Here is a 20,552-nt window from a genome sequence, read left to right on the forward strand (position 1 = left end):
GAGGTGGTTGGCTTCGCCGTGACGAGCGGACACAACTGCTGGAGGAACAGCTATGGCGCAGGTCGAGGCCACCACGGAGCGGATCATCGCGGCCGACGCGGAGACCGTGTTCGACGCGCTGGCGGACTACACCGGGACCCGCGGGAAGCTGCTGCCCGAGCACTTCAGCGAGTACGAGGTGCGCGAGGGCGGCGACGGCGAGGGCACCCTGGTGCACTGGAAGCTCCAGGCCACCAGCAAGCGCGTGCGCGACTGTCTGCTCGAGGTCAGCGAGCCCACCGACGGCGAGCTGGTGGAGAAGGACCGCAACTCCTCCATGGTCACCACCTGGCGGGTCACCCCGGCCGGTGAGGGCAAGTCCAAGGCCGTGGTCACCACCGTCTGGAACGGCGCCGGCGGCATCGGCGGCTTCTTCGAGCGCACCTTCGCGCCCAAGGGCCTCGGCCGGATCTACGACACCGTGCTGGAGAACCTGGCCACCGAAGTGGAGCGCTGAGCAACGGCGTTGACGGTGGGGCCGGCACAACGGCCTCACCGGATCGGGTGAACCCGGAGCGCCCGCGGACCGCAGCTCGCTGGGCGGAGGGGCGGACGCGCGTACGGGTGTACGGGCGGACGGGCGGACGGCTCGTCAGGCGGTCGGCTCGCGGCCGGGATACCGCGCACCGACGGGCCGCGCGGCGGGGGTCGCGCACCGCGCGCCGCGCCGGGGCGCGAGCCCCACGGCCGCCGGGGGCCCCGGCGGCTAGGGTGGCACCCTGAGCGCAACCGACCGCCCGGGGGCCCGATGAAGATCCTCATCTCCGCCGACATGGAAGGCGCCACCGGCGTCACCTGGCCCGCGGACGTGCTGCCCGGAACCCCGCAGTGGGAACGCTGCCGCGCGATGTTCACCTCCGACGTCAACGCCGCCGTGCTCGGCTTCTACGACGGCGGAGCCGACCAGGTCCTCATCAACGAGGCGCACTGGACCATGCGCAACCTGCTGCTGGAGAAGCTCGACGCCCGCGCCGAGATGATCACCGGCCGCCACAAGACCCTCTCCATGGTCGAGGGCGTCCAGCACGGCGACGTCGACGGCGTCGCCTTCGTCGGCTACCACACCGGGGCCGGCTCCGAGGGGGTCCTCGCCCACACCTACCTCGCCAACTCCATCACCGGAGTCTGGGTCAACGGGACGCGCGCCAGCGAGGGGCTGCTCAACGCGCACGTCGTCGCCGAGTACGGGGTTCCCGTCATCCTGGTCACCGGCGACGACCTGACCTGCGTGGACGCCGCCGGATACGCCCCCGGGGCCGCGACCGTCGCCGTCAAGGACCACGTCTCGCGCTACGCCGCCGTGTGCCGCACCCCGGCCCGTACCGCCGCCGACATCCGGGCCGCGGCCAAGGAGGCCACCGCCCTGGCCGTGCGCCACGATCCGGTCCGCGGCGGCCCCTTCACCGTGGAGCTGGAGTTCGACGCGGCGCACCTGGCCATGTCCGCCACCGTGGTCCCCGGCGTGGAGCGGTCCGGGGAGCGCAAGGTCGCGTACACCAGCGAAACCATGTACGAGGGGATCCGGGCCTTCAAAGCGGTCACGACGGTCGTCTCGGCGGCCGTGGAGGAGCAGTATGGCTGACATGTGCGCAATCAACGCCGAGATCCCCGCCAGAGCCGGAGCCGGAGCCGGCGCCGTCGACACCGCGGAACCGGTGGACGCGGCGGGCGTATCGGCTGCGGTGGACGTGGTGGATGCGGTGGACGCGGTGGACGCGGTGGCTCTCGACGAGGCCGTCGAGTTCACCTCCGGCCTCATCAGGATCGACACCACCAACCGGGGCGGCGGCGACTGCCGCGAGCGCCCCGCGGCGGAGTACGTCGCCGAGCGGCTCGCCGCCGCCGGTCTGGAGCCGCTCTTGCTGGAACGCACCCCCGGCCGCACCAACGTGGTCGCCCGGATCGAGGGCACCGACCCCTGTGCCGAGGCCCTCCTCGTCCACGGCCACCTCGACGTGGTTCCGGCCGAGGCCGCCGACTGGAGCGTGGATCCCTTCTCCGGCGAGGTGCGCGACGGCGTGGTCTGGGGGCGCGGCGCCGTGGACATGAAGAACATGGACGCGATGGTGCTGGCCGTCGTACGGGCCTGGGCGCGCGCGGGAGTGAGACCGCGCCGGGACATCGTGATCGCCTACACCGCCGACGAGGAGGACAGCGCGGTCGACGGCTCCGGCTTCCTCGCCGACCACCACCCGCACCTCTTCGAAGGCTGCACCGAGGGCATCAGCGAGTCCGGGGCCTTCACCGTGCACGGCGGCCCCGGCGGCCGCGCCCTCTACCCGATCGCGGCGGGGGAGCGGGGCACCGCCTGGCTGAAGCTGACCGCGCACGGCACCGCAGGTCACGGCTCCAAGCCGAACAGGGCCAACGCCGTCAGCCGGCTCGCCGCCGCCGTCGCGCGGATCGGCGCGTACGACTGGCCGGTCCGGCTCACCGGCACCGTCACCGCCTGCATCGCCGAACTCGCCGCCCTGCAGGGCTTGTCGGTGGACCCGCGGCGGCCGGGCCTCGACGTCGACGAGCTCCTCGACCGGCTCGGCCCGGCCGGCTCGCTGGTCCGTGCCACCGTGCGCAACAGCGCCAACCCGACCATGCTCAGCGCCGGTTACAAGCTCAACGTGATCCCCGAGCACGCCACCGCCTACGTCGACGGCCGGACCGTGCCCGGCGGCGAGGCCGAGTTCATCGCCACCCTCGACGCCCTCACCGGCCCCGACGTGCGCTGGGAGTTCCACCACCGGGAGGTCGCCCTCCAAGCCCCCGTGGACGGCCGGACGTACGGGATCCTGCGCGAGTCGGTCGAACGGTTCGACCCGGCCGGCCACGTGATCCCCTTCTGCATGGCGGGCGGCACCGACGCCAAGCAGTTCTCCCGCCTCGGCATCACCGGCTACGGCTTCTCCCCGCTGAAGCTACCGCCCGGCTTCGACTACTGGGCCCTCTTCCACGGCGTGGACGAGCGGGTGCCCGTCGAAGCCCTGCACTTCGGCGTCCGCGTCCTCGACCACGCGCTGCGGACCCTGTGAACGGGGCCCGGTGATGGCGGCGACGACCCGGCCCTACGGCAGCTGGCCCTCACCCATCGACGCGGGCCTCGCCGCCTGTCTCGACGGGCGGCCCGAGTACCTCGGCACGGTCGGCCCCGAGGTGTGGTGGACCGAACCCCGGCCCGAGGAAGCCGGCCGCCGTACCCTGGTGCGCCGCCGCCTCGCCGACGGCGGGCCCGAGATCACCGAGCTCCCCGCCCCGTGGAACGTGCGCAGTCGCGTCACCGAGTACGGCGGCCTGCCCTGGGCCGGGGTCGAACGGCCCACCGGCGGACCCCTGTTGGTCTTCGTCCACTTCGCCGACCAGCGGCTGTACGCGTACGAGCCCGACGCCCCCGGCGGCCCCGAGCCGCGGCCGCTGACCCCGGTCTCCCGGACCGGCGGCGGCCTGCGCTGGGCCGACCCGGTGCTGCGCGGCGACGAGGTCTGGTGCGTGCTGGAGGAGTTCACCGGGCCCGCGCCGACCGATGTGCGCCGGATGCTCGCCGCCGTACCGCTGGACGGCTCGGCGGCGGGGAACCGCGGCGCGGTGCGGGAGCTGACGCACGACCGGTACCGGTTCACCACCGGGCCCCGGCTCTCCCCGGACGGCCGGCGCGCCGCCTGGCTGGTGTGGGACCACCCCCTGATGCCGTGGGACGGTACCGAGCTCAGGGTGGCCGAGGTCACCGGGGACGGGGAGCTCGCCGACGCCCGGACCGTACTCGGCGGCCCCGACGAGGCCGTCGCCCAGGTCGAGTGGACGGCCGAAGGGACCCTCCTCGCGGTCAGCGACCGCGGCGGCTGGTGGAACCCGTACGGCGTGGACCCGCGGACCGGCTGGGCGATCAACCTCTGCCCGCGGGAGGAGGAGTTCGGCGGCCCGCTGTGGAAGCCGGGGCTGCGGTGGCTCGCCCCGCTCCCCGGGGACACCCCGCACCCGGTGGGCTCGGGGGCCGGGCTCGTCGCCGTCCTGCACGGGCAGGGCTCCTCGGTGCTCGGCATCCTCGACCCGGAGAGCGGCGACCTGGTGGACGCCGCCGGGCCGTGGACCGCCTGGCAGCCGACCCTCGCGGTGCACGGCACCCGGGTCTACGGCGTCGCAGCCAGCCCGCGCAGCGCGTACGAGGTGGTCGAGCTGGACACCGCCACCGGGCACGCCCGGGCGATCGGCGGGCAGCGCCCGGACCCGGTGGACCCGGCCTACTACCCGGAGCCGCAGAGCCGCACCTTCCTCGGCCCCGACAACCGCCAGATCCACGCGCACGTCTACCCGCCGCACCACCCGGCCGTCCGGGCCGCCGCCGACGAACTGCCCCCGTACGTGATCTGGGCGCACGGCGGACCCACCGACCACGTGCCGCCCGTACTCGACCTGCACATCGCCTACTTCACCTCGCGCGGCATCGGCGTGGCCGAGGTGAACTACGGGGGATCCACCGGCTACGGCCGCGCCTACCGGGAGCGGCTGCGCGAGCAATGGGGCGTGGTGGACGTGGAGGACTGCGCGTCGGTCGCCCGCGCGCTGGCCGCCGAGGGCACCGCCGATGCCGCCCGGCTCGCCATCCGCGGCGGCAGCGCGGGCGGCTGGACCGCGGCGGCCTCGCTGGCCGCCACCGACCTGTACGCGTGCGCGGCGATCATCTACCCGGTGCTGGACCTGGTGGGCTTCGCCGAGGAGACCCACGACCTGGAATCGCGCTACATCGACAGCCTGGCCGGGCCGCAGCAGACCCTGGCGGTGCTCAACCGCGAGCGGTCCCCGGTGGCCCGCGCCGACGGGATCACGGCGCCGTTCGTGCTCCTCCAGGGGCTGGAGGATCCGATCTGCCCGCCGGCCCAGGCGGAGCGGCTGCTCGACGCCCTGCGGGACCGGCCGGTGCCGCACGCGTACGTGACCTTCGAGGGCGAAGGCCACGGCTTCCGGCGGGCCGACACCATGATCCGCGCGCTGGAGGCCGAACTGTCCCTGTACGCCCAGGTCTTCGGGATCGAACGCACCGACGTGCCGCGGCTGGAACTGGGGTCCGGCTAGGGGGTGCGCAGGCTCCACCGGACGGAGCCGAGCAGCAGGGCGCCGGGGGCGACGCCCGAGGCGGTCGCGATGACAGCGAGGGAAGCCCCGCAGGCGGCAAGGACCAGACCGGCGGCCCCGCAGGCGGCCGTCGAGGCCGCCAGCAGCCGGAGCGACGGCATGCGCCGGATGGCGGCGAGACCGAAGGAGTGCAGGCCGACGACCAGGCTGAGCCGGGGCGCCGCGGCCCGCGGGGCGGGGAACACGAGGTTGATGACGAGGAAACCGGCCACCGCGACGGCGACTTCGGCGGCACGAGGAAAGCTCCGCCCGAACCGCTCGGCACGGCCCCGCCCCCGCCGCCGCCGGGAGGCGTCCGTACCCTGCGCAACGCGACGAACAGCCAGATGAACGAGGCGATCCCGAGGGCGCACACCGGAACGGCGGCGGCCGTGGGCAGGGCCCCGGCATGGGCCAGGACGAAGACGAGCCCGAACATCGCGCCGACGGGTCGACCCGTTTGATCCGATGTCACCTCGCCGGTCTGACTCGAAGTCGATCACTGGGTGAGGAGCCAGACCCGCAGCGGGCCGATGGGGGCGAAGCCGGCCCGGACCGCCGCCTCCAGGTCCTCCCCGTGCTCGTAGCCGACCACGTCCAGCTGCGGCCACCGGGCGCGGACCGCGCCGAGGACACCCGCCCAGGCGGCCCCGAACAGGTTGGACACGCCGACCACGCCCCCGCCGGTGTTCGCGACGGCCCCGGCGACGATCCGGCCGTCCACGCGCCCGGCCAGGAAGACGATCCCCTCGCCGAGCAGGCCCGGCCGGAACGGTCCGTCACCACCGGCGCCCTCCCCGCCGTCGAAGGCGGCCTCCCAGGCCGCCAGCTCTTCGGCGTCCGAGACCTCGGACCACTCCAGCCCGGCCGCCTCCGGCTCCGCCGCGGGGAGCGGCGCCCCGGCGGGCCGATGGATCCACTGCGCCTCGAACAGCACCTCGAAGCCGTCGCCGGCCAGGTCCAGGTCGGCGAAGCTGTCCTTCACCGAGCAGCCGGCGGAGGCGGTGTCGACGCCCCGGACCACGTTCCGCGCCGGCACGCCCGGTTCCAGGGTCACGGCATCGGGATACATCGGCGGAGTCCGCCGCGCACTGAACCAGAGCTGCTCGCCGTCGTACCGCGGCTCCAGCCCGTGCGCCCGACAAACCGCCCCGCACCAGGCGGTGTTGTTCAGCGCGGCCCTACGGAGCAGCGCCGTCCGCGTCGTCTCGTTCATGATCACTCGGTGATGGTGCCACCGCCCGGCGGCGGTGTCGATCCGATGGTGCGATCACGATACTGTTCGTCCTTTGCGTGTGCATCATGCGGAGGGAACGCGGCGCCATGGGACTGATCGGACAGATAGTCAGCTACCGTGAAGGCCTGGGGGATCCGGCGCGCCTGGTGGGGGAGTTCCGCCGTACTTCCCTGCTCGTGCCACTCACCACGACCGACGTCGATTCGGATGCCGAACGTCCCTTTGTTGCCGCCGGTGGTCTGATGTCGGCGGTGTCGGGTGGGATCCGCTGGCTGTACGCGTTCACGGACGAGGAGGCCCTCGCCCGGTTTGTACACGCGCGGGGGGAGGGCGGCCATGAGTGGCCGTACCTGACGATGCTCGGCGCGCGGCTGCTGGACGCGGTGGTGCCGATGTCGGACCGTCCAACGGGAGTCGCTGTCGACGTGGCGGACGGCGACGGGGCGATGCTGTTCCCGCCGGTGGCCGGGATCGTCGCCGACGCCTTCGCCGTGGACGTCGATCCGGGCGCTGACGGCGGTCGTGGGGCGGTGGCCTGATGGCGGGTGATGGTGACCTCGAAGTCTCCCCACAAGCGGTCTCGGCGATCCAGTCCGGCCTGAGGGCGGCGATATCCGAGCTCCGCGAGTCCGGGGACGCGGCGGGAGCCTCGCAGGGCGCCGGGTTCGAAAACCTGTCGATGACGGGGATGGAAACCGGACACCCGGGGCTGGCGACCGACTTCGAGGACTTCTGCGAGCGCTGGGAGTGGGGGGTCCGAGCCCTGATCCAGGACGCGTCGACGCTCGCGGGGAACCTGGGGATCGCGGCGGGGACGATGTGGGAGGAGGAGCAGTACATCCAGGGCTCCTTCAAGGTCGTTGCGAACGCCGCGTACGGAAATCCGTATGCCAGCGAGGACGAGATCGAGCAGAAGAAGTGGGGCGACATCTTCCGCGCGGACGTCTACAAGCCCGACTACAGCGCCGAGTCGTTCGAGAAGGGGCAGCAGGACATGAAGCAGACCTGGTCGGACACGAAGGACACGGTGACCTCGAACGGGAAGGTCGGTTCGCTGAAGGACCTGCTGGACCAGTCCGGCATGGGCAATGGGGGGAACGACTAGATGGGCTGGCGGGATTGGGTACCGGACTCGGCGGAGAACTGGGCCGAGGACCGTGCCGAGGACGTCGGTGACATCGTCGAGTGGGGCGGCAACAAGGCGGCCGGCTGGGCCGACGAAGTCGGCGCAGACGGTGCGAGCGACTGGCTCCGCGACAAGAGCCGCTCCGCCGCGAACCAGCTGGGCGCGGAGGTCGCCGAGCTCGAACTCGGGCAGACCGAGGACCCGAAGAAGCTCGTCTACGGCAGCCCTGCCAAGATCCGTGAACAGGTCGCCCACCTGAACGACTTCAAGAAGGCCTTCGAGTCCGTCGGAAACGGCTTGAAGAACCTCGCCGAGCCCGACGGGTTCAAGGGCGCGGCCGCCACCGCGTTCCGGGAGTCCGTCGCGAAGGAGCCGCCGCGCTGGTTCAACGCGGCTGACGCCTTCGGGAAGGCCGCCGATGCCATGGGCCGGTTCGCCGAGACCGTCGAGTGGGCCCAGGGCAAGGCCAAAGAGGCACTGGACGACTACAACAAGGCGCTGAAGGTCTCCCAAGCCGCCTACGACGCGCACGAGAAGCTCCGCAAGACCTACAACGACGCCCTGAAGGCGAAGTCGGACTACCTGCCGCCGCGGCCGTCGGAGGAATACCCCGATCCCGGGACGGAGATGGCCAAGGCCGCGAAGGAGAAGCTCAACAGCGCCCGCACGCAGCGCAACGAGCAGGCCGGCACCGTCGCGGCGGCCGTCCGTGCCGCCCGGGACGCGGCCCCGCCCAAGCCCTCGTATGCCGAGCAGCTCAGCTACGGCCTCGATTACCTCGACCTCGCCTCAACCCATCTGGTCGGCGGTGTCATCAAGGGCACGGCCGGCGTGGTCAACTTCGCCCGCGGCCTGAACCCGCTGGACCCCTACAACCTGAGCCACCCCGCGGAGTACCTGACCAACTTGAACTCGACCGTGGCCGGCTTGGTCGTCGTGGCCAACGACCCCATGGGCGCGGGCAAGCAGATGCTCGACGAGTTCATGAAGGACCCGTCGGAAGGACTCGGCAAACTCATACCCGAACTCATCGGATCGAAGGGCACCAGCGCCGCCAAGACGTTTGCCACCGCCACCAAGCACCTCGACGACGCGGCCGCCGCCGCGCGGGCGCGCAAGCTGATCGACGACGCCCCGGACGGCACCCACAAAACCGCGGACGGTGACCGTGAGGCCGGCGGCGACCCGGTGGACCTCGCCACCGGGCGGATGTTCCTGCCCCAGACCGATGTCGACCTGCCCGGCATCCTGCCGCTCGTCTTCACCCGCCGCACCGAATCCGGCTGTGCGGTCGGCCGCTTCCTGGGGGCCGCCTGGACCTCCACCATCGACGAGCGCCTGGAGATCGATGCGGTCGGCGTCGTCCACGTCACCGCCGAAGGCCTGTTGATCCCGTACCCCCATCCTGCCCCGGGCGTGCCCACACGGCCGGAAGGCGGCAGCGTCCGCACCTTGCTGGCCCGCGACGCCGAAGGCAACTACACGGTCACGGAACCCGACAGCGGTCTGGTCTTCCACTTCACTGCCCCGACCGGCAGCGAACCGGCAGATGATGGTGAAGCCTGGCTGTCCTGCATATCCGAACGCAACGGTCACGCCATCGACATCGAGCGTGACGAGGACGGCGTGCCGCTGGGTCTGGTCCACTCGGCAGGCCATCACATGACGCTGTCCGTCGCCGACGGCCTGGTCACCGCCCTGTTTTTGGCCGGCGCAGGCCCCGGCGGTGCCGACCTGCCGCTGATGAACTACGGCTACGAGGACGGCAACCTCATCACGGTCACCAAGCCGTCAGGTGCCACCACCGCCTTCGTCTACGACGACCGGCGCCGCGTCACCGCCTGGATCGATTCCAACGGAAGTCGCTACGACTACGTCTACGACGACCGCGACCGAGTCGTGGCGGAGGGCGGCGAGGCCGGCCACATCCAGATCACCCTTTCCTACAGCGAACCGGACCCGGAAACGGGTCACTACACCACCACGCTGACCACACCGGACGGGCACGCGACCCACCACCTGTTCGGCCCCGGCTGCAAGCTCCTGGCTGTCACCGACCCGCTCGGCCACACCACCCGCCATACATACGACTTGCGCGGCAACCTGTTGTCCCGCACCGACCCGCTGGGTCTCACCACCGTCTTCTCCTACGACGAGGACGGCCGCCGCGTCCGCGCCGTCCGCCCCGACGGAAGTGAACTGCACACCGTGCGTGGCCCGTTCGGTCTGCCCGTGCAAGTCTTCGGGCCCGACGGTTCCCGCATGCTCCACGAGTACGACGAACGCGGCAATCGTACGGCGGTCACCGACTCGGCGGGCTTCACGACCCGCTACACCTACGACCAGGCGGGCCGGCTTACCTCGCTCACCGATGCGGTAGGAGCCACGACCCATGTGGTGTGCGACGCGGCGGGGCTGCCCGTGGAGGTGACCGATCAGGCCGGTGCCCTCACCCGCACGGAGCGGGATGCCCTCGGCCGGCCGGTCCGCATCACCGATCCGATGGGCGGCATCACCCGCCTGGGGTGGCACGCCGACGGGCAGCTCGCCCGGCGCACCAGCCCCGACGGCGCCACCGAGATGTGGACCTACGACGGCGAGGGCAACCTGCTCGCCCGCACCGACGCCTCCGGTGGGATCACCCGCTTCGAGTACACCCACTTCGACCTGCCGACATCCCGCACCGGACCCGACGGCGCGCGCTACGAGTTCGAGCACGACGCCGCGCTACGCCTCACCCGGGTCACCGATCCGCACGGGCGAGCCTGGACCTACGAGTACGACGCCGCCGACGACATAGTCTCCGAGACCGACTTCGACGGCCGCACCCTCACCTACCAGCTGGACGAAGCGGGCCGGCTGGCCGCCCGCGTCGACGCGCTCGGCGGCACCATCTCGTTCGAGCGCAACCAGCTCGGCCAGGCGGTCCGCAAGGACGTCGACGGCCGTGCGACGGACTATGTCTACGACAGGGCCGGACGCCTGCTGGAGGCCATCGGACCGGACAGTGAACTCAGGTACCAGTACGACCGTCGCGGACTGACCAAGACCGAGCTGGTGGACGGGCGCCCCATCGCCTACTCCTACGACCCCCTCGGCCGTCGCACGCGCCGAACCACCCCCACCGGTCATGTCACCTCCTACGCCTACGATGCCGACGGACGGTCCCATCGCCTCACCACCGGCGGCCACCGCATCGAGTTCACGCACGACGCCGCCGGACGCGAACTGGCCCGCGTCTTCGGCGACACGATCACCATGGCCTCCGCCTGGGACGAGGCGGGACGGCTCGCCGAGCAGCACATCACCGCCGCAGGGCGCGCGGTCAACAGCCGCACCTACGGCTACCGCGCCGACGGCCACCTGATATCCGTCGCGGACCGACTGTCGGGCACCCGCACGTTCGACCTCGACCAGGCGGGCCGGGTCACCGCCGTCCACGCCCAGGGCTGGACCGAGCAGTACGCCTACGACGACACCGGCAACCAGACCTGGGCATCCTGGCCGGCCGACCACCCCGGCGGCGAAGCCACCGGATCGCGCACCTACACCGGCACCAACGTCACCTGCGCCGGAGACGTCCGTTTCGAGTACGACGCCCTCGGACGGGTCACACTCCGGCAGAAGACCCGGCTCTCCCGGAAGCCGGATACCTGGCGGTACGCGTGGGACACGGAGAACCGCCTGACCTCCGTGACCACCCCTGACGGGACCATGTGGAGGTACCGCTACGACCCGCTCGGCCGCCGCGTTGCGAAGCAGCGCCTGGCGGCCGACGGTGACAGCGTGGTCGAGGAGGTCCGGTTCACCTGGGACGGGATGACCCTGTGCGAACAGACCAGCCGGGAGCCGGACGCCCCGCACACGGTCGCCCTCACCTGGGACCACCGCGGCGGCGTGCCGCTGTCCCAGGCCGAGCGGATCCTGACGACCGACGACCGCCAGGAGGAGATCGACCGCCGCTTCTTCGCCATCGCCACGGACCTCGTCGGCACTCCCACCGAACTGATCGACGAGTCCGGCGACATCGCCTGGCGCTCCCGGGCCACTCTTTGGGGTACCACCGCCTGGGCCCGCGACAGCAACACCTACACCCCGCTCCGTTTCCCGGGCCAGTACTACGACCCCGAGACCGGCCTCCACTACAACCTCTTCCGCCACTACGACCCCGAGACCGGCCGCTACACCTCCCCGGACCCCCTCGGGCTGGCTCCCGCCCCGAATCCCGTCGCGTACGTGGACAACCCGCACAGCGGATGCGACCCGCTGGGCCTCATGCCCAAGTACACGAAGGAGGAGAAAGCCCAGAAGGCCAAGCAGGACTCCCTCAACGCGATCAACGACATCGTCGAGAGGGCACAGGGCGGCAAGATAAAGAAGGCCGACAACTACCACGCGCATGACCACGGCTTTACTGAGGAACAAGTCATGAAGATCCTCAAGAAGCCTGACGCGGTGTACTACACACCGGCGGGCACCGGGAAGCTGATCTTCCGTCAAGGGGAGGACATCGTGGTGGTCCGGGCTGACCGTATGGGGGCAGGCAACGTCATCACGGCATACGGCTCGTCCGGCATCAAGGGTCCGTCCGGGGCCGAGGCGCTGGGAGGCTCACCCCTCGATCCCGGTGGGCCGATCACGCACGCAGACGTGGTTGAAGGCAGGATTCCAGGCAAGAACGGATTCCAACCCCCCGCAGAGCAGGTCAGATGAGATGGCATTGAACATGAGACTCACTCTCGACGACAACTGGACCGCGACAACGACGGGGAAACCGCTGCGCATCAGCCCCCGTTTCAGTTTCCGGGACTTCTCTGTGCGCATCGCGCCGTACGCGAGCGCGGACGAGCGGGGTCGGTACCTCATGGGCACCTTCGGCAGTACGGCATGGCTCTGGGATACACCTGACGAGCTCCGGTTCGACCTGGTCGACCGGGAACTTGTCGGCGCCGAGTTCCAGATCGCCGGTGAGGCCGCCGACGCTGAGGACTCTGCCCGCGTTCCCGCCATACCCTTGGCCCAGCCAGGCGGTCTTCGCGCGGAGGAGGTCCGGGGCTTCCGCCTGGAGGTGACCACGGAGCTGTGCCGCGGCCCCGGGGACACCGTGCTGACCTGTCTGCGTGACCTCGACGTCCTTGACGAGCCGCTGGATGCCCGCATCGGGATCGCTCCCGATGTGGCGCTACTCGTGCAGGGCGGCGCCGCTGTCGGCTGGAGCCTGACCGACCCGGTGCGCTACCTGACCACCGGCTTCGCCGCCCCCGACCCCGCTCCTCCCGTCGCGGCCACCCGGCTCCTGTTCACCGAATGCCTGGACATCATGACCACCCCGGTATTCGACGATGTGAGGGACCGGGACCCGGTCGCCCTGGCCAGGCTCCAGGCGCTGGAGAACAACCTGATGAACCAGCGCGAGGACCGGCACCGGGCCGACGCCCTGGCCGCGCTGATCGCCGACAAGGTGGAGCAGTACGGGAACTGGTGATGGGATTGCCGCCGAGAACGGCTACATGGCTCCAGGGGTGCAGATCGGACGAGGCGACAATGATCATGAAGCCTGGCGCGGCTGAGGGCCGCCGACGAGGCGCTGCGCGCGCAGCGTGATGACCGGCAGCGGGCCGATGCCCTAATGGCGCTGATCGCCACCTATGTGGAGGACTACGGGAACGGGTGAGGCTCACCATCGACGGCGACTGGACGGCGACGGTGACGGGGCGCCCCCTGGACATCGCCCCGCGTTTCGACTTCCGGGACTTCCGCGTGCGCATCGCCACGTACGCGGACGTGGAGGAGCGCGACCAGTTCCAGTTGGGCACGTTCGGCAGCCAGGACTGGTTGTGGGACGCACCCGACGACCTCCGGTTCGACCCGGCCGGTCGGGAACTCGTCGGCGCTGAGCGCAGGTTGCCCTCCTCCGTCGCAGATGCCGCGGACGCTGCTCGCGTCCCTGCCGCACCGCTCGCCCGAGCGGGCGGCCTTCGCGCCGACCACGTCCGGGACTTTCGGCTGGAGGTGACCACGCTCCTCTGCCGAGCCCCCGGGGACACCGTGCTGACCTGTTTGCGTGACCTCGACGTCCTTGACGAGCCGCTGGATGCCCGCATCGGGATCGCTTCCGATGTGGCGCTGCTCGTCCAGGGCGCCGCCGTCGTCGGCTGGAGCCTGACCGACCCGGCCCGGTACCTGACCACCACCTTCGTCCCGCCCGATCCCGGTGCCCCCACCACTGCCACTCGTCGCCTGTTCACCGCATGCCTGGATCTGGTCACCTCGCCGCTGATCGACGGGGTGACGGACCGCGAGCCGGCCGCCCTGGCCGGGCTGCGGGCCGTCGACGAGGCCCTGCGGAACCAGCGCGAGGACCGGCACCGGGTCGACGCGCTGGCCGCGCTGATCGGCGACCTGGTGGAGGACCACGGGAACCGGTGACACGGCCGGCCCGGTGCGGCTGCGCCGGGGAAATGCCGGGCCCGGCGGGGTGGCATCGCACAGGATGGGGGCATGCGAACCCTCGTGCTCCTCGACGCACCCTCCAACCTCGGGCTGCGCCCGCCCGCGCCCGGCGCCGTACCGGGCGTCTACAAGCTCGCCGGGGCCCTGCGCGAACAAGGCCTGCTGGCCCGGCTCGGCGCCATCGAGGGCGGGGTGGTGGTGCCGCCGCGCTACGACCGCGGCGACTGGCGGGAGGGCGACGGCGTGTTCCACGCCGAGGCCCTCGCCGCGTACACCGTCACCCTCGCCGACCGCATCGAACGACACCTGCGGGCGGGGGAGTTCCCCGTCGTGCTCGGCGGCGACTGCTCCATCCAGCTCGGCGCGGCCCTCGCCATGCGCCGCCTGGGACGCTACGGCCTCGCCGCGATCGACGGCTCCGCCGACTTCCGCCACCCCGGCAACGAGGCCGTCAACGGCCCCGTCGGCGCCGCCGGCGGCGAGGAGCTGGCCCTGTCGACCGGCCGCGGCCAGGCGGACCTCGCCGACCTGGAGGGGCGCGGCCCCTACCTGCGCGACGAGGACGTACGGCTCTTCGGGCTGCGCGACGGCGACCCGGACCTCGCCGAACTGCACGCGGCCCGGATCTCCGTCGCCACCGTCGGGGAGATCCGCCGGCGCGGCGCGGGACCGGTCGCCCGGGCGGCACTGGACGGGCTGCACCCGCCGGACACGGCCGGGTTCTGGGTGCACCTGGATGCCGACGTGCTGGACCCGGGCGTCATGCCGGCCGTGGACAGCCCCGACCCCGGCGGCCTGCTCCCCGACGAACTCGCCGAACTGCTCGCCGTCCTGGTGGGCTCGCCGCGCTGCGCCGGGCTCAACGTCACGATCTACGACCCGGACCTGGATCCGGACGGACGTGCGGGCGCCCTCCTGGCCGACCTGGTCGCGGGCGCCTTTGCGTAATCCTGACCGGTGGTGATCTGCGGAACCCCTGTGCACCGGCCGCCGTGGCGTGTTCCATTTCCTTCATGGCCACCACCGTCCGACGCGCCGTACTGACCCTCCCCGCAGCCCCGTTGGGCTCGGACAACCCGCTGCCCGCCCTGCGCGCGCCCGACGGGGTGCACGCACTGGGCGAGCTCCCCCAGCTACCGCTGGGAGGTGCCCCCGGGCGCGAGGGGATGCCGCGCGACATGGCACGGCAGATCGGCTACGAGCCGCTGCGCTCGCTCCTGCCCGTACGGATCAGGGACGGGTACGGACGGGAGCGCGCGGAGCGGGAGTTCGAGTCGATCGTCATCGAGAACGACCACCTCCGGGTCACCGTGCTCCCGGGCCTGGGCGGGCGCGTCCACTCGCTCGTGCACCTGCCGACCGGCCGTGAACTCCTCTACCGCAACCCGGTCTTCCAGCCCGCCAACTTCGCGCTCAACGGGGCCTGGTTCTCCGGCGGCATCGAGTGGAACACCGGTGCGACCGGGCACACCACCCTGTCCTGCTCCCCGGTGCACGCCGCGCTCGTCCCGGCCCCCGACGGGGGCGAGATGGTCCGGCTGTGGGAGTGGGAGCGCCTGCGCGACCTGCCCTTCCAGGTGGACCTGTGGCTGCCGGAGGACTCGGAGTTCCTCTACGTCGGCGTCCGCGTGCGCAACCCGCACGAGCGCCCCGCCCCCGTGTACTGGTGGTCCAACATCGCCGTCCCGGAGGACTCCGGCACCCGGGTGCTCGCCCCCGCCGACGAGGCCTGGCACTTCGGCTACGAGCGCGCGCTGCGCCGCGTCCCCGTACCGGAGTGGGAGGGCGCGGACCGCACGTACCCGCTGCGCGGCGAGCATCCGGCCGACTTCTTCTACGAGGTCCAGGGCGGGGCCCGGCCCTGGATCGCCGCCCTGGACGCCGCCGGGCACGGGCTCGTGCAGACCTCCACCGCGCGGCTGAGCGGGCGCAAGCTGTTCGTGTGGGGCGCGGGCGACGGTGGCCGGCGCTGGCAGGAGTGGCTGACCGAGCCGGGGACGGGCGGTTACGCGGAGATCCAGGCCGGGCTGGCCCGGACCCAGCTGGAGCACGTACGGCTGGAGGGCGGGGCGGAGTTCAGCTGGCTGGAGGCGTACGGGCCGCTGTCGGCGGATCCGGCGCAGGTGCACGGCGCGGACTGGGCGGCGGCCCGCGGCGCGGCCGAGGGCGCGCTGGACGCCGTACTGCCGCGGGAGCGGGTGGACGCGGCGTACGAGGCGTGGCGCGGCCGCGCCGACACCGACCCGGGGGAGCGGCTGGCACGGGGCTCCGGCTGGGGCGCGCTGGAGCTGCTGTGCGGGGGCTTCGATCTGCCGGGCACCCCCTTCGGGGAGGACCTGCTCGAGGAGGAGCAGGAGCCGTGGCTCCAGCTCTGGCGCACGGGCGTCCTGCCGGACCCGCGCCGGGTGGTCCCGCCGGGGCCGAGCCTGGTCGCCGCGCACTGGCGGGACATGTTGGAGACGGCCCCGGCGGATCCGCTGACGGAGTACCACCTGGGCGTGGCCCAGTGGCACGCCGGGGACGTGGCCCAGGCGGTGCGCAGCTGGGAGCGGGGGCTGTCGCTGGCCCCCTCGCGGTGGCCGTTGCTGCGGTGCCTGGCGGTGGCGGACGCCCTGGCGGGCGATGCGGAGCGGGCGGCCGACGGATTCGCGGCGGCCTTCGACGATCTGGCCGAGGAGAGCCGCGGCGACGAGTCGTGGACGGCCGCGGAGTCGGCGCTCGGGCAGGAGGCGATGGCCGCCCTCCTCGCGGCGGGCCGGCTGCCGCAGGCCCGTGCCGTCTGGGACCGGCTGCGGCCCGCCCTGCGGGAGCAGGGCCGCTTCCGGCTCCTCGCGGCCCGGCTCCTCGCGGCGGAGGGGCACGTGCGGGCGGCCCGCCGGCTCTTCGAGGACGGCTTCGAACTGCCGGACCTGCGGGAGGGCGAGGAGACCCTCGCCGAGGTCTGGTCCACCCTCACCGACTGCCCGCTGCCCGCGCGCTACGACTTCCGCATGCGGCCGTCTACTTCTTGATCTTGTCGATGCAGAGCACGAACTGCTTGCCCGAGGAGCGCCGGCCGCCGCTGGTCTGCTCCTGGTAGCCGGCGTCGGAGACGCCCTCGCACTTGGCGGTGTCCAGCGTGTCCTGGTGCACCTGGACCACCTTGTACTCGGCGGTGGCGCCGCCGCACTCGACCACCTGCAGGTCGGGCGAGACCAGGGACCCGTTGTTCTTGAGGCAGTCGCCGGCCTTGGCGTGGTCGGCGTCGTCCTGGCTCAGGAAGTAGCCCACGCCGACGGCGATGAGGACGACCACGGTGCCGATGATCTTGAGGATCTTCAGGACGCCCATGCCCCCGCGCCGGGTCGGCGGCGCCGGCGGCGCGGCGGACCACTGCTGGGGCTGCTGTCCCTGCGGCGGCTGCTGGCCGTACGGGCCGGGCTGTCCGGGCTGTCCGTACGGGTTGGTGCCCGGCTGCGGCGGTTTGGTCATGGGTGTGTCCCCCGATGTGCGTGACGTGTTCATTGACGTGTGCACGCTATATCAAGCCACCGACACTCCCGTAGCCGAGTCCCCACCGCGTCAGGCCCGGCACAGGATCTCGGCGTTCAGGACCGAGAACCACGCGTCGGGGTGCGCGCCCCAGGCGTGCCAGGCGTCGGCGACGGCCGCCAGGTCCGCGTCCGTCGTGTGGCCGCCCCGGGTGGCGACGGCGGCGTACGCGGACGCCTGCGTGCGGTCCGCCCACAGGGTCGACCACCAGGCGGTCTCCTGCGGGGTGGCGAAGCACCAGGCGCTCGCCGAGCAGGTCACGTCCGTGAAACCGGCCTGCCGGGCCCAGGCCCGCAGGTGGCGGCCCGCGTCCGGTTCGCCGCCGTTGGCGCGGGCCACCCGCCGGTACAAATCCAGCCAGTCGTCCAGGCCCGGGGCGGCCGGATACCAGGTCATCGCGGCGTAGTCGGCGTCGCGCGCGGCCACGATCCCGCCCGGCCGACACACCCGCCGCATCTCGCGCAGCGCCCGGACCGGATCGCCCACGTGCTGCAGCACCTGGTGCGCGTGGACCACGTCGAAGGAATCGTCCGGGAAGTCCAGTGCGTGGACGTCCGCGGTGGCGAAGGACACGGCGTCGCCCAGGCCGCGCTCCTCGGCGAACGCGCGGGCCTGCACCAGGACGTCCTCGGCGGCGTCGACGGCGGTGACGCGGCCGTCCGGCGCGACCAGCTCCGCCAGGTCCGCCGTGATGGTGCCCGGGCCGCAGCCGACGTCCAGCACCCGCATTCCGGGGCGCAGCGCGCCGATCAGGTACGCGGCGGAGTTCTCGGCGGTGCGCCAGCGGTGCGAGCGCAGCACCGACTCGTGGTGGCCGTGCGTGTAGACGGCGGTCTCCCTGGCGGCGTTCATGACCGGACCCCTCCTCGTTCCTCGTCGAAGCGTTGCCCCCACCGTAGACGATCAGTTCGTCATTTGAGATCGGCGTTTTGACATGTGGACAGAAGTGCCGTGCCCCAAGGGGACGGGGCGGGGCGGTGGCAGGGCGATGCGGGTGCGAGGAGAGTGGCCACAAGGGGGCACATCCCCGGGGCAGAGGGCGGTGAGGGTCATGACGGACGCGCTGCTCGAACGGCACGCCGAGGCGCTGAGGCTCTTCGGTGAGCGGGTGCGTGAGGTTCGCGGAGACCAGTGGGGAGAGCCGACCCCGTGCACGGAATGGAACGTGCGGGAGCTGGTCAACCACGTCACCGCCGAGCAGCTCTGGATCCCGCCGCTGGTCACCGAGGGGCGGACCGTCGAGCAGCTGGAGGGCATGTTCTCCGGCGACGTGCTGGGCGATGACCCGGTCGCGGCCTGGGACCGGGCCTCGGCCGCCGCGCACGCCGCCTTCGCGGCGTCCGGCGCGTTGGACCGGACCGTGCGCCTGTCGTACGGGCCCGCGCTCGGCTCGGCGTACTGCTCGGAGCTGACCGCCGACTGCATCGTGCACACCTGGGACCTCGCCCGGGGCATCGGCGCGCAGGACCGACTGCCCGACGGCCTCGTCGAGTTCTCGATCAAGGAGATCATGCCGTACGCCGACGGGCTCGCGGCCAGTGGTGCGTACGCAGAGCCCGTGGAGGTCACGGCGGGCGCGGACGCGCAGACGAGGCTCCTGGCGATGGTGGGGCGCAAGGGCTGACGCGCAACGCAGGGGCTGACGCGCAACGCAGGGGCGGGCATCCCGCACAACAGGCATAGAGCCATAAATAATCGTATAAAGGTCAGGTCCGGCGGGGCACCGCGGGGCATCGCGGTGCGTCGTGGGGTACCGCGGTGCGTCGCGGGGCCCGGCGGGCGCGGCAGGGCGAGCGCGGAAGGCGGAAAGCGGTGGCGGGGATGCAGCGCACGGCGGCGGAGGGCCGCGGCCCGGTCCGGTACGGCCCGCCCGCCCCCCAACCCGGCCTGCCCGTGCTCCCCGAACTGGTCTCCGTCCTCGCCGCGGCCGCCGGACGGGCCGCGCCCGAGCCCCCGGGCGGCGGCGAGGCCGTACGGGAGGCCGCCTGCCGGCACTGGGGACGGCGCGGGCTCGCCACCTCCCCCGAGAGCGTCGCCGCCGGCCCCGGAGCCCCCGCGCTGCTCCTGGCCCTGCTCGGGGCGTACGGGGGAGACGTGATGTTGCCCCGCCCCTGTCCCGCCTGGTGGACCCCCCAGGTCCGGCTGCTGGGACGGCGGGCCTACCACGTGCCGACCCCGGCCGAGTGCGGCGGAGTACCCGACCCCTACGCCCTGCTGGAGACCGTCCGGCGGGTGCGCGCCGAGGGCGGTGACCCGCGCGTGTTGCTGCTGTCGGTCGCCGACGACCCCACCGCGACCGTGCCGCCGCCCGAGATGCTGCTCGAGGCCTGCGAGGCCGCCGAATCCGCAGGGCTGTTCGTCGTCAGCGACGAGAGCTGGCGCGACACCGTCCACCGGCCCCACGACACCCTGGTCCTGAGCCCCGCCGAGATGCTCCCCGAACGGGCGGCCGTCCTCGTCGACCTGGCCGGCGCGATGCTGCCGGCCGGCTGGCCCGCCGCCGTCGTCCGCTTCCCCGACACCCCGCGCGGGACCTGGCTGCGCGCCCGTACCCTCGACGTCCTCACCGCCACCGGGGCGATGGTCGCCGGACCGGTCGCGGCGGCCGCCGCGCACGCCCTCGACGAACCCGACGCCGTCGCCGGGCGCGCGTACGCCGCCGCCGCCCTGCACGGGGTGGTGGCCGCCGCCGCGCACCACCGACTGCTGGAGGCCGGGGCGCTGGCCAGGCCCCCGCAGGCCGGCCGGCACCTGTACGCCGACCTCACCCCGCTGCGCGCCGGACTCGCCCGGCACGGGGTCGGCGACGCGATGGAACTGGAGGACTGGCTCGGCGGCCGGCTCGGCGCACCCACACCGGGCGGGCAGCGGTTCGCCGACGAACTGGGCGCGCTGCGGGTGCGGTTGTCCACCGGGCCGCTGTTGGGCGCCACCCCGCACGAGCGGCTGGCCGCGCTCACCGCCCGCGATCCGCTCGCGCTCCCGCACGTACGCGACTCCCTTGAACTCCTCGGATCAGTCCTGGCCGGGCTGGCCTGACCACCCGACCCCGGTGAACGGAGACTT

The 20,552-nt window shown here is 72.7% G+C and carries 17 protein-coding genes; 13 read left to right on the top strand and 4 right to left on the bottom strand.

All coding sequences use genetic code 11. The features are described 5' to 3' along the window. Positions 1-52: 52 nt before the first annotated feature. From OG594_RS34795 to OG594_RS34810, 4 genes are all read left to right on the top strand, one after another. Positions 53-496 (top strand): SRPBCC family protein, encoded by a 444-nt coding sequence (locus OG594_RS34795; protein ID WP_030012423.1) that lies wholly within the window; start codon positions 53-55, stop codon positions 494-496. 291 nt (positions 497-787) lie between these two features. Beyond that, positions 788-1,621: a M55 family metallopeptidase gene (locus OG594_RS34800; protein ID WP_266606358.1), complete on the top strand. Its 834-nt coding sequence runs from the start codon at positions 788-790 to the stop codon at positions 1,619-1,621. Position 1,622: 1 nt separating this feature from the next. Further along, a complete protein-coding gene (locus OG594_RS34805) occupies positions 1,623-3,065 on the top strand; it encodes a M20/M25/M40 family metallo-hydrolase (protein ID WP_266606359.1) in 1,443 nt (480 codons plus the stop codon). A 13-nt stretch (positions 3,066-3,078) separates the two neighbouring features. Beyond that, on the top strand, positions 3,079-5,100 hold the full coding sequence (locus OG594_RS34810; protein ID WP_266606360.1) for a prolyl oligopeptidase family serine peptidase: 2,022 nt from the start codon (positions 3,079-3,081) through the stop codon (positions 5,098-5,100). Here the strand turns inward: OG594_RS34810 and OG594_RS34815 are convergent. Beyond that, positions 5,097-5,372: a hypothetical protein gene (locus OG594_RS34815; protein ID WP_266606361.1), complete on the bottom strand. Its 276-nt coding sequence runs from the start codon at positions 5,370-5,372 to the stop codon at positions 5,097-5,099. The genes OG594_RS34810 and OG594_RS34815 overlap by 4 nt on opposite strands. Before the next feature lie 266 nt (positions 5,373-5,638). Then, positions 5,639-6,355 carry a hypothetical protein gene (locus OG594_RS34820; protein ID WP_266606362.1) on the bottom strand — a complete coding sequence of 239 codons (717 nt, stop codon included), beginning with the start codon at positions 6,353-6,355 and terminating at the stop codon, positions 5,639-5,641. A gap of 107 nt (positions 6,356-6,462) precedes the next feature. On the opposite strand from OG594_RS34820, the gene OG594_RS34825 reads away from it, so the two are divergent. From OG594_RS34825 to OG594_RS34855, 7 genes are all read left to right on the top strand, one after another. After that, complete coding sequence (locus OG594_RS34825) at positions 6,463-6,915, top strand: SseB family protein (protein WP_266606363.1); 453 nt, start codon at positions 6,463-6,465, stop codon at positions 6,913-6,915. Beyond that, positions 6,915-7,481, top strand: a complete 567-nt coding sequence (locus OG594_RS34830) for a hypothetical protein (protein WP_266606364.1) — start codon at positions 6,915-6,917, stop codon at positions 7,479-7,481. Before OG594_RS34825 ends, OG594_RS34830 begins: the two co-directional genes overlap by 1 nt. Then, entirely contained in the window at positions 7,482-12,215 is a 4,734-nt protein-coding gene (locus OG594_RS34835) for a putative T7SS-secreted protein (RefSeq protein WP_266606365.1), read from the top strand. A gap of 13 nt (positions 12,216-12,228) precedes the next feature. Continuing rightward, entirely contained in the window at positions 12,229-12,987 is a 759-nt protein-coding gene (locus tag OG594_RS34840) for a hypothetical protein (protein ID WP_266606366.1), read from the top strand. Positions 12,988-13,172: 185 nt separating this feature from the next. Next, positions 13,173-13,931 carry a hypothetical protein gene (locus tag OG594_RS34845; protein WP_266606367.1) on the top strand — a complete coding sequence of 253 codons (759 nt, stop codon included), beginning with the start codon at positions 13,173-13,175 and terminating at the stop codon, positions 13,929-13,931. 72 nt (positions 13,932-14,003) lie between these two features. Further along, a complete protein-coding gene (locus OG594_RS34850; RefSeq protein ID WP_266606368.1) occupies positions 14,004-14,903 on the top strand; it encodes an arginase family protein in 900 nt (299 codons plus the stop codon). 65 nt (positions 14,904-14,968) lie between these two features. After that, entirely contained in the window at positions 14,969-16,966 is a 1,998-nt protein-coding gene (locus OG594_RS34855) for a DUF5107 domain-containing protein (protein WP_266606369.1), read from the top strand. On the opposite strand, the gene OG594_RS34860 is transcribed toward OG594_RS34855, so the two are convergent. After that, a complete protein-coding gene (locus OG594_RS34860; RefSeq protein WP_266606370.1) occupies positions 16,956-17,426 on the bottom strand; it encodes a hypothetical protein in 471 nt (156 codons plus the stop codon). The genes OG594_RS34855 and OG594_RS34860 overlap by 11 nt on opposite strands. A gap of 90 nt (positions 17,427-17,516) precedes the next feature. Next, complete coding sequence (locus OG594_RS34865; RefSeq protein WP_266606371.1) at positions 17,517-18,338, bottom strand: methyltransferase domain-containing protein; 822 nt, start codon at positions 18,336-18,338, stop codon at positions 17,517-17,519. 199 nt (positions 18,339-18,537) lie between these two features. Between OG594_RS34865 and OG594_RS34870 the strand changes: the two genes are divergently transcribed. Beyond that, positions 18,538-19,110 (top strand): TIGR03086 family metal-binding protein, encoded by a 573-nt coding sequence (locus OG594_RS34870; protein WP_266606372.1) that lies wholly within the window; start codon positions 18,538-18,540, stop codon positions 19,108-19,110. A 197-nt stretch (positions 19,111-19,307) separates the two neighbouring features. Beyond that, a complete protein-coding gene (locus OG594_RS34875; RefSeq protein ID WP_266606373.1) occupies positions 19,308-20,525 on the top strand; it encodes an aminotransferase class I/II-fold pyridoxal phosphate-dependent enzyme in 1,218 nt (405 codons plus the stop codon). Positions 20,526-20,552: the final 27 nt, after the last annotated feature.

Origin of the sequence: Streptomyces sp. NBC_01214 (genome assembly GCF_026340975.1) — a bacterium.
Classification (GTDB): Bacteria; Actinomycetota; Actinomycetes; order Streptomycetales; family Streptomycetaceae; genus Streptomyces.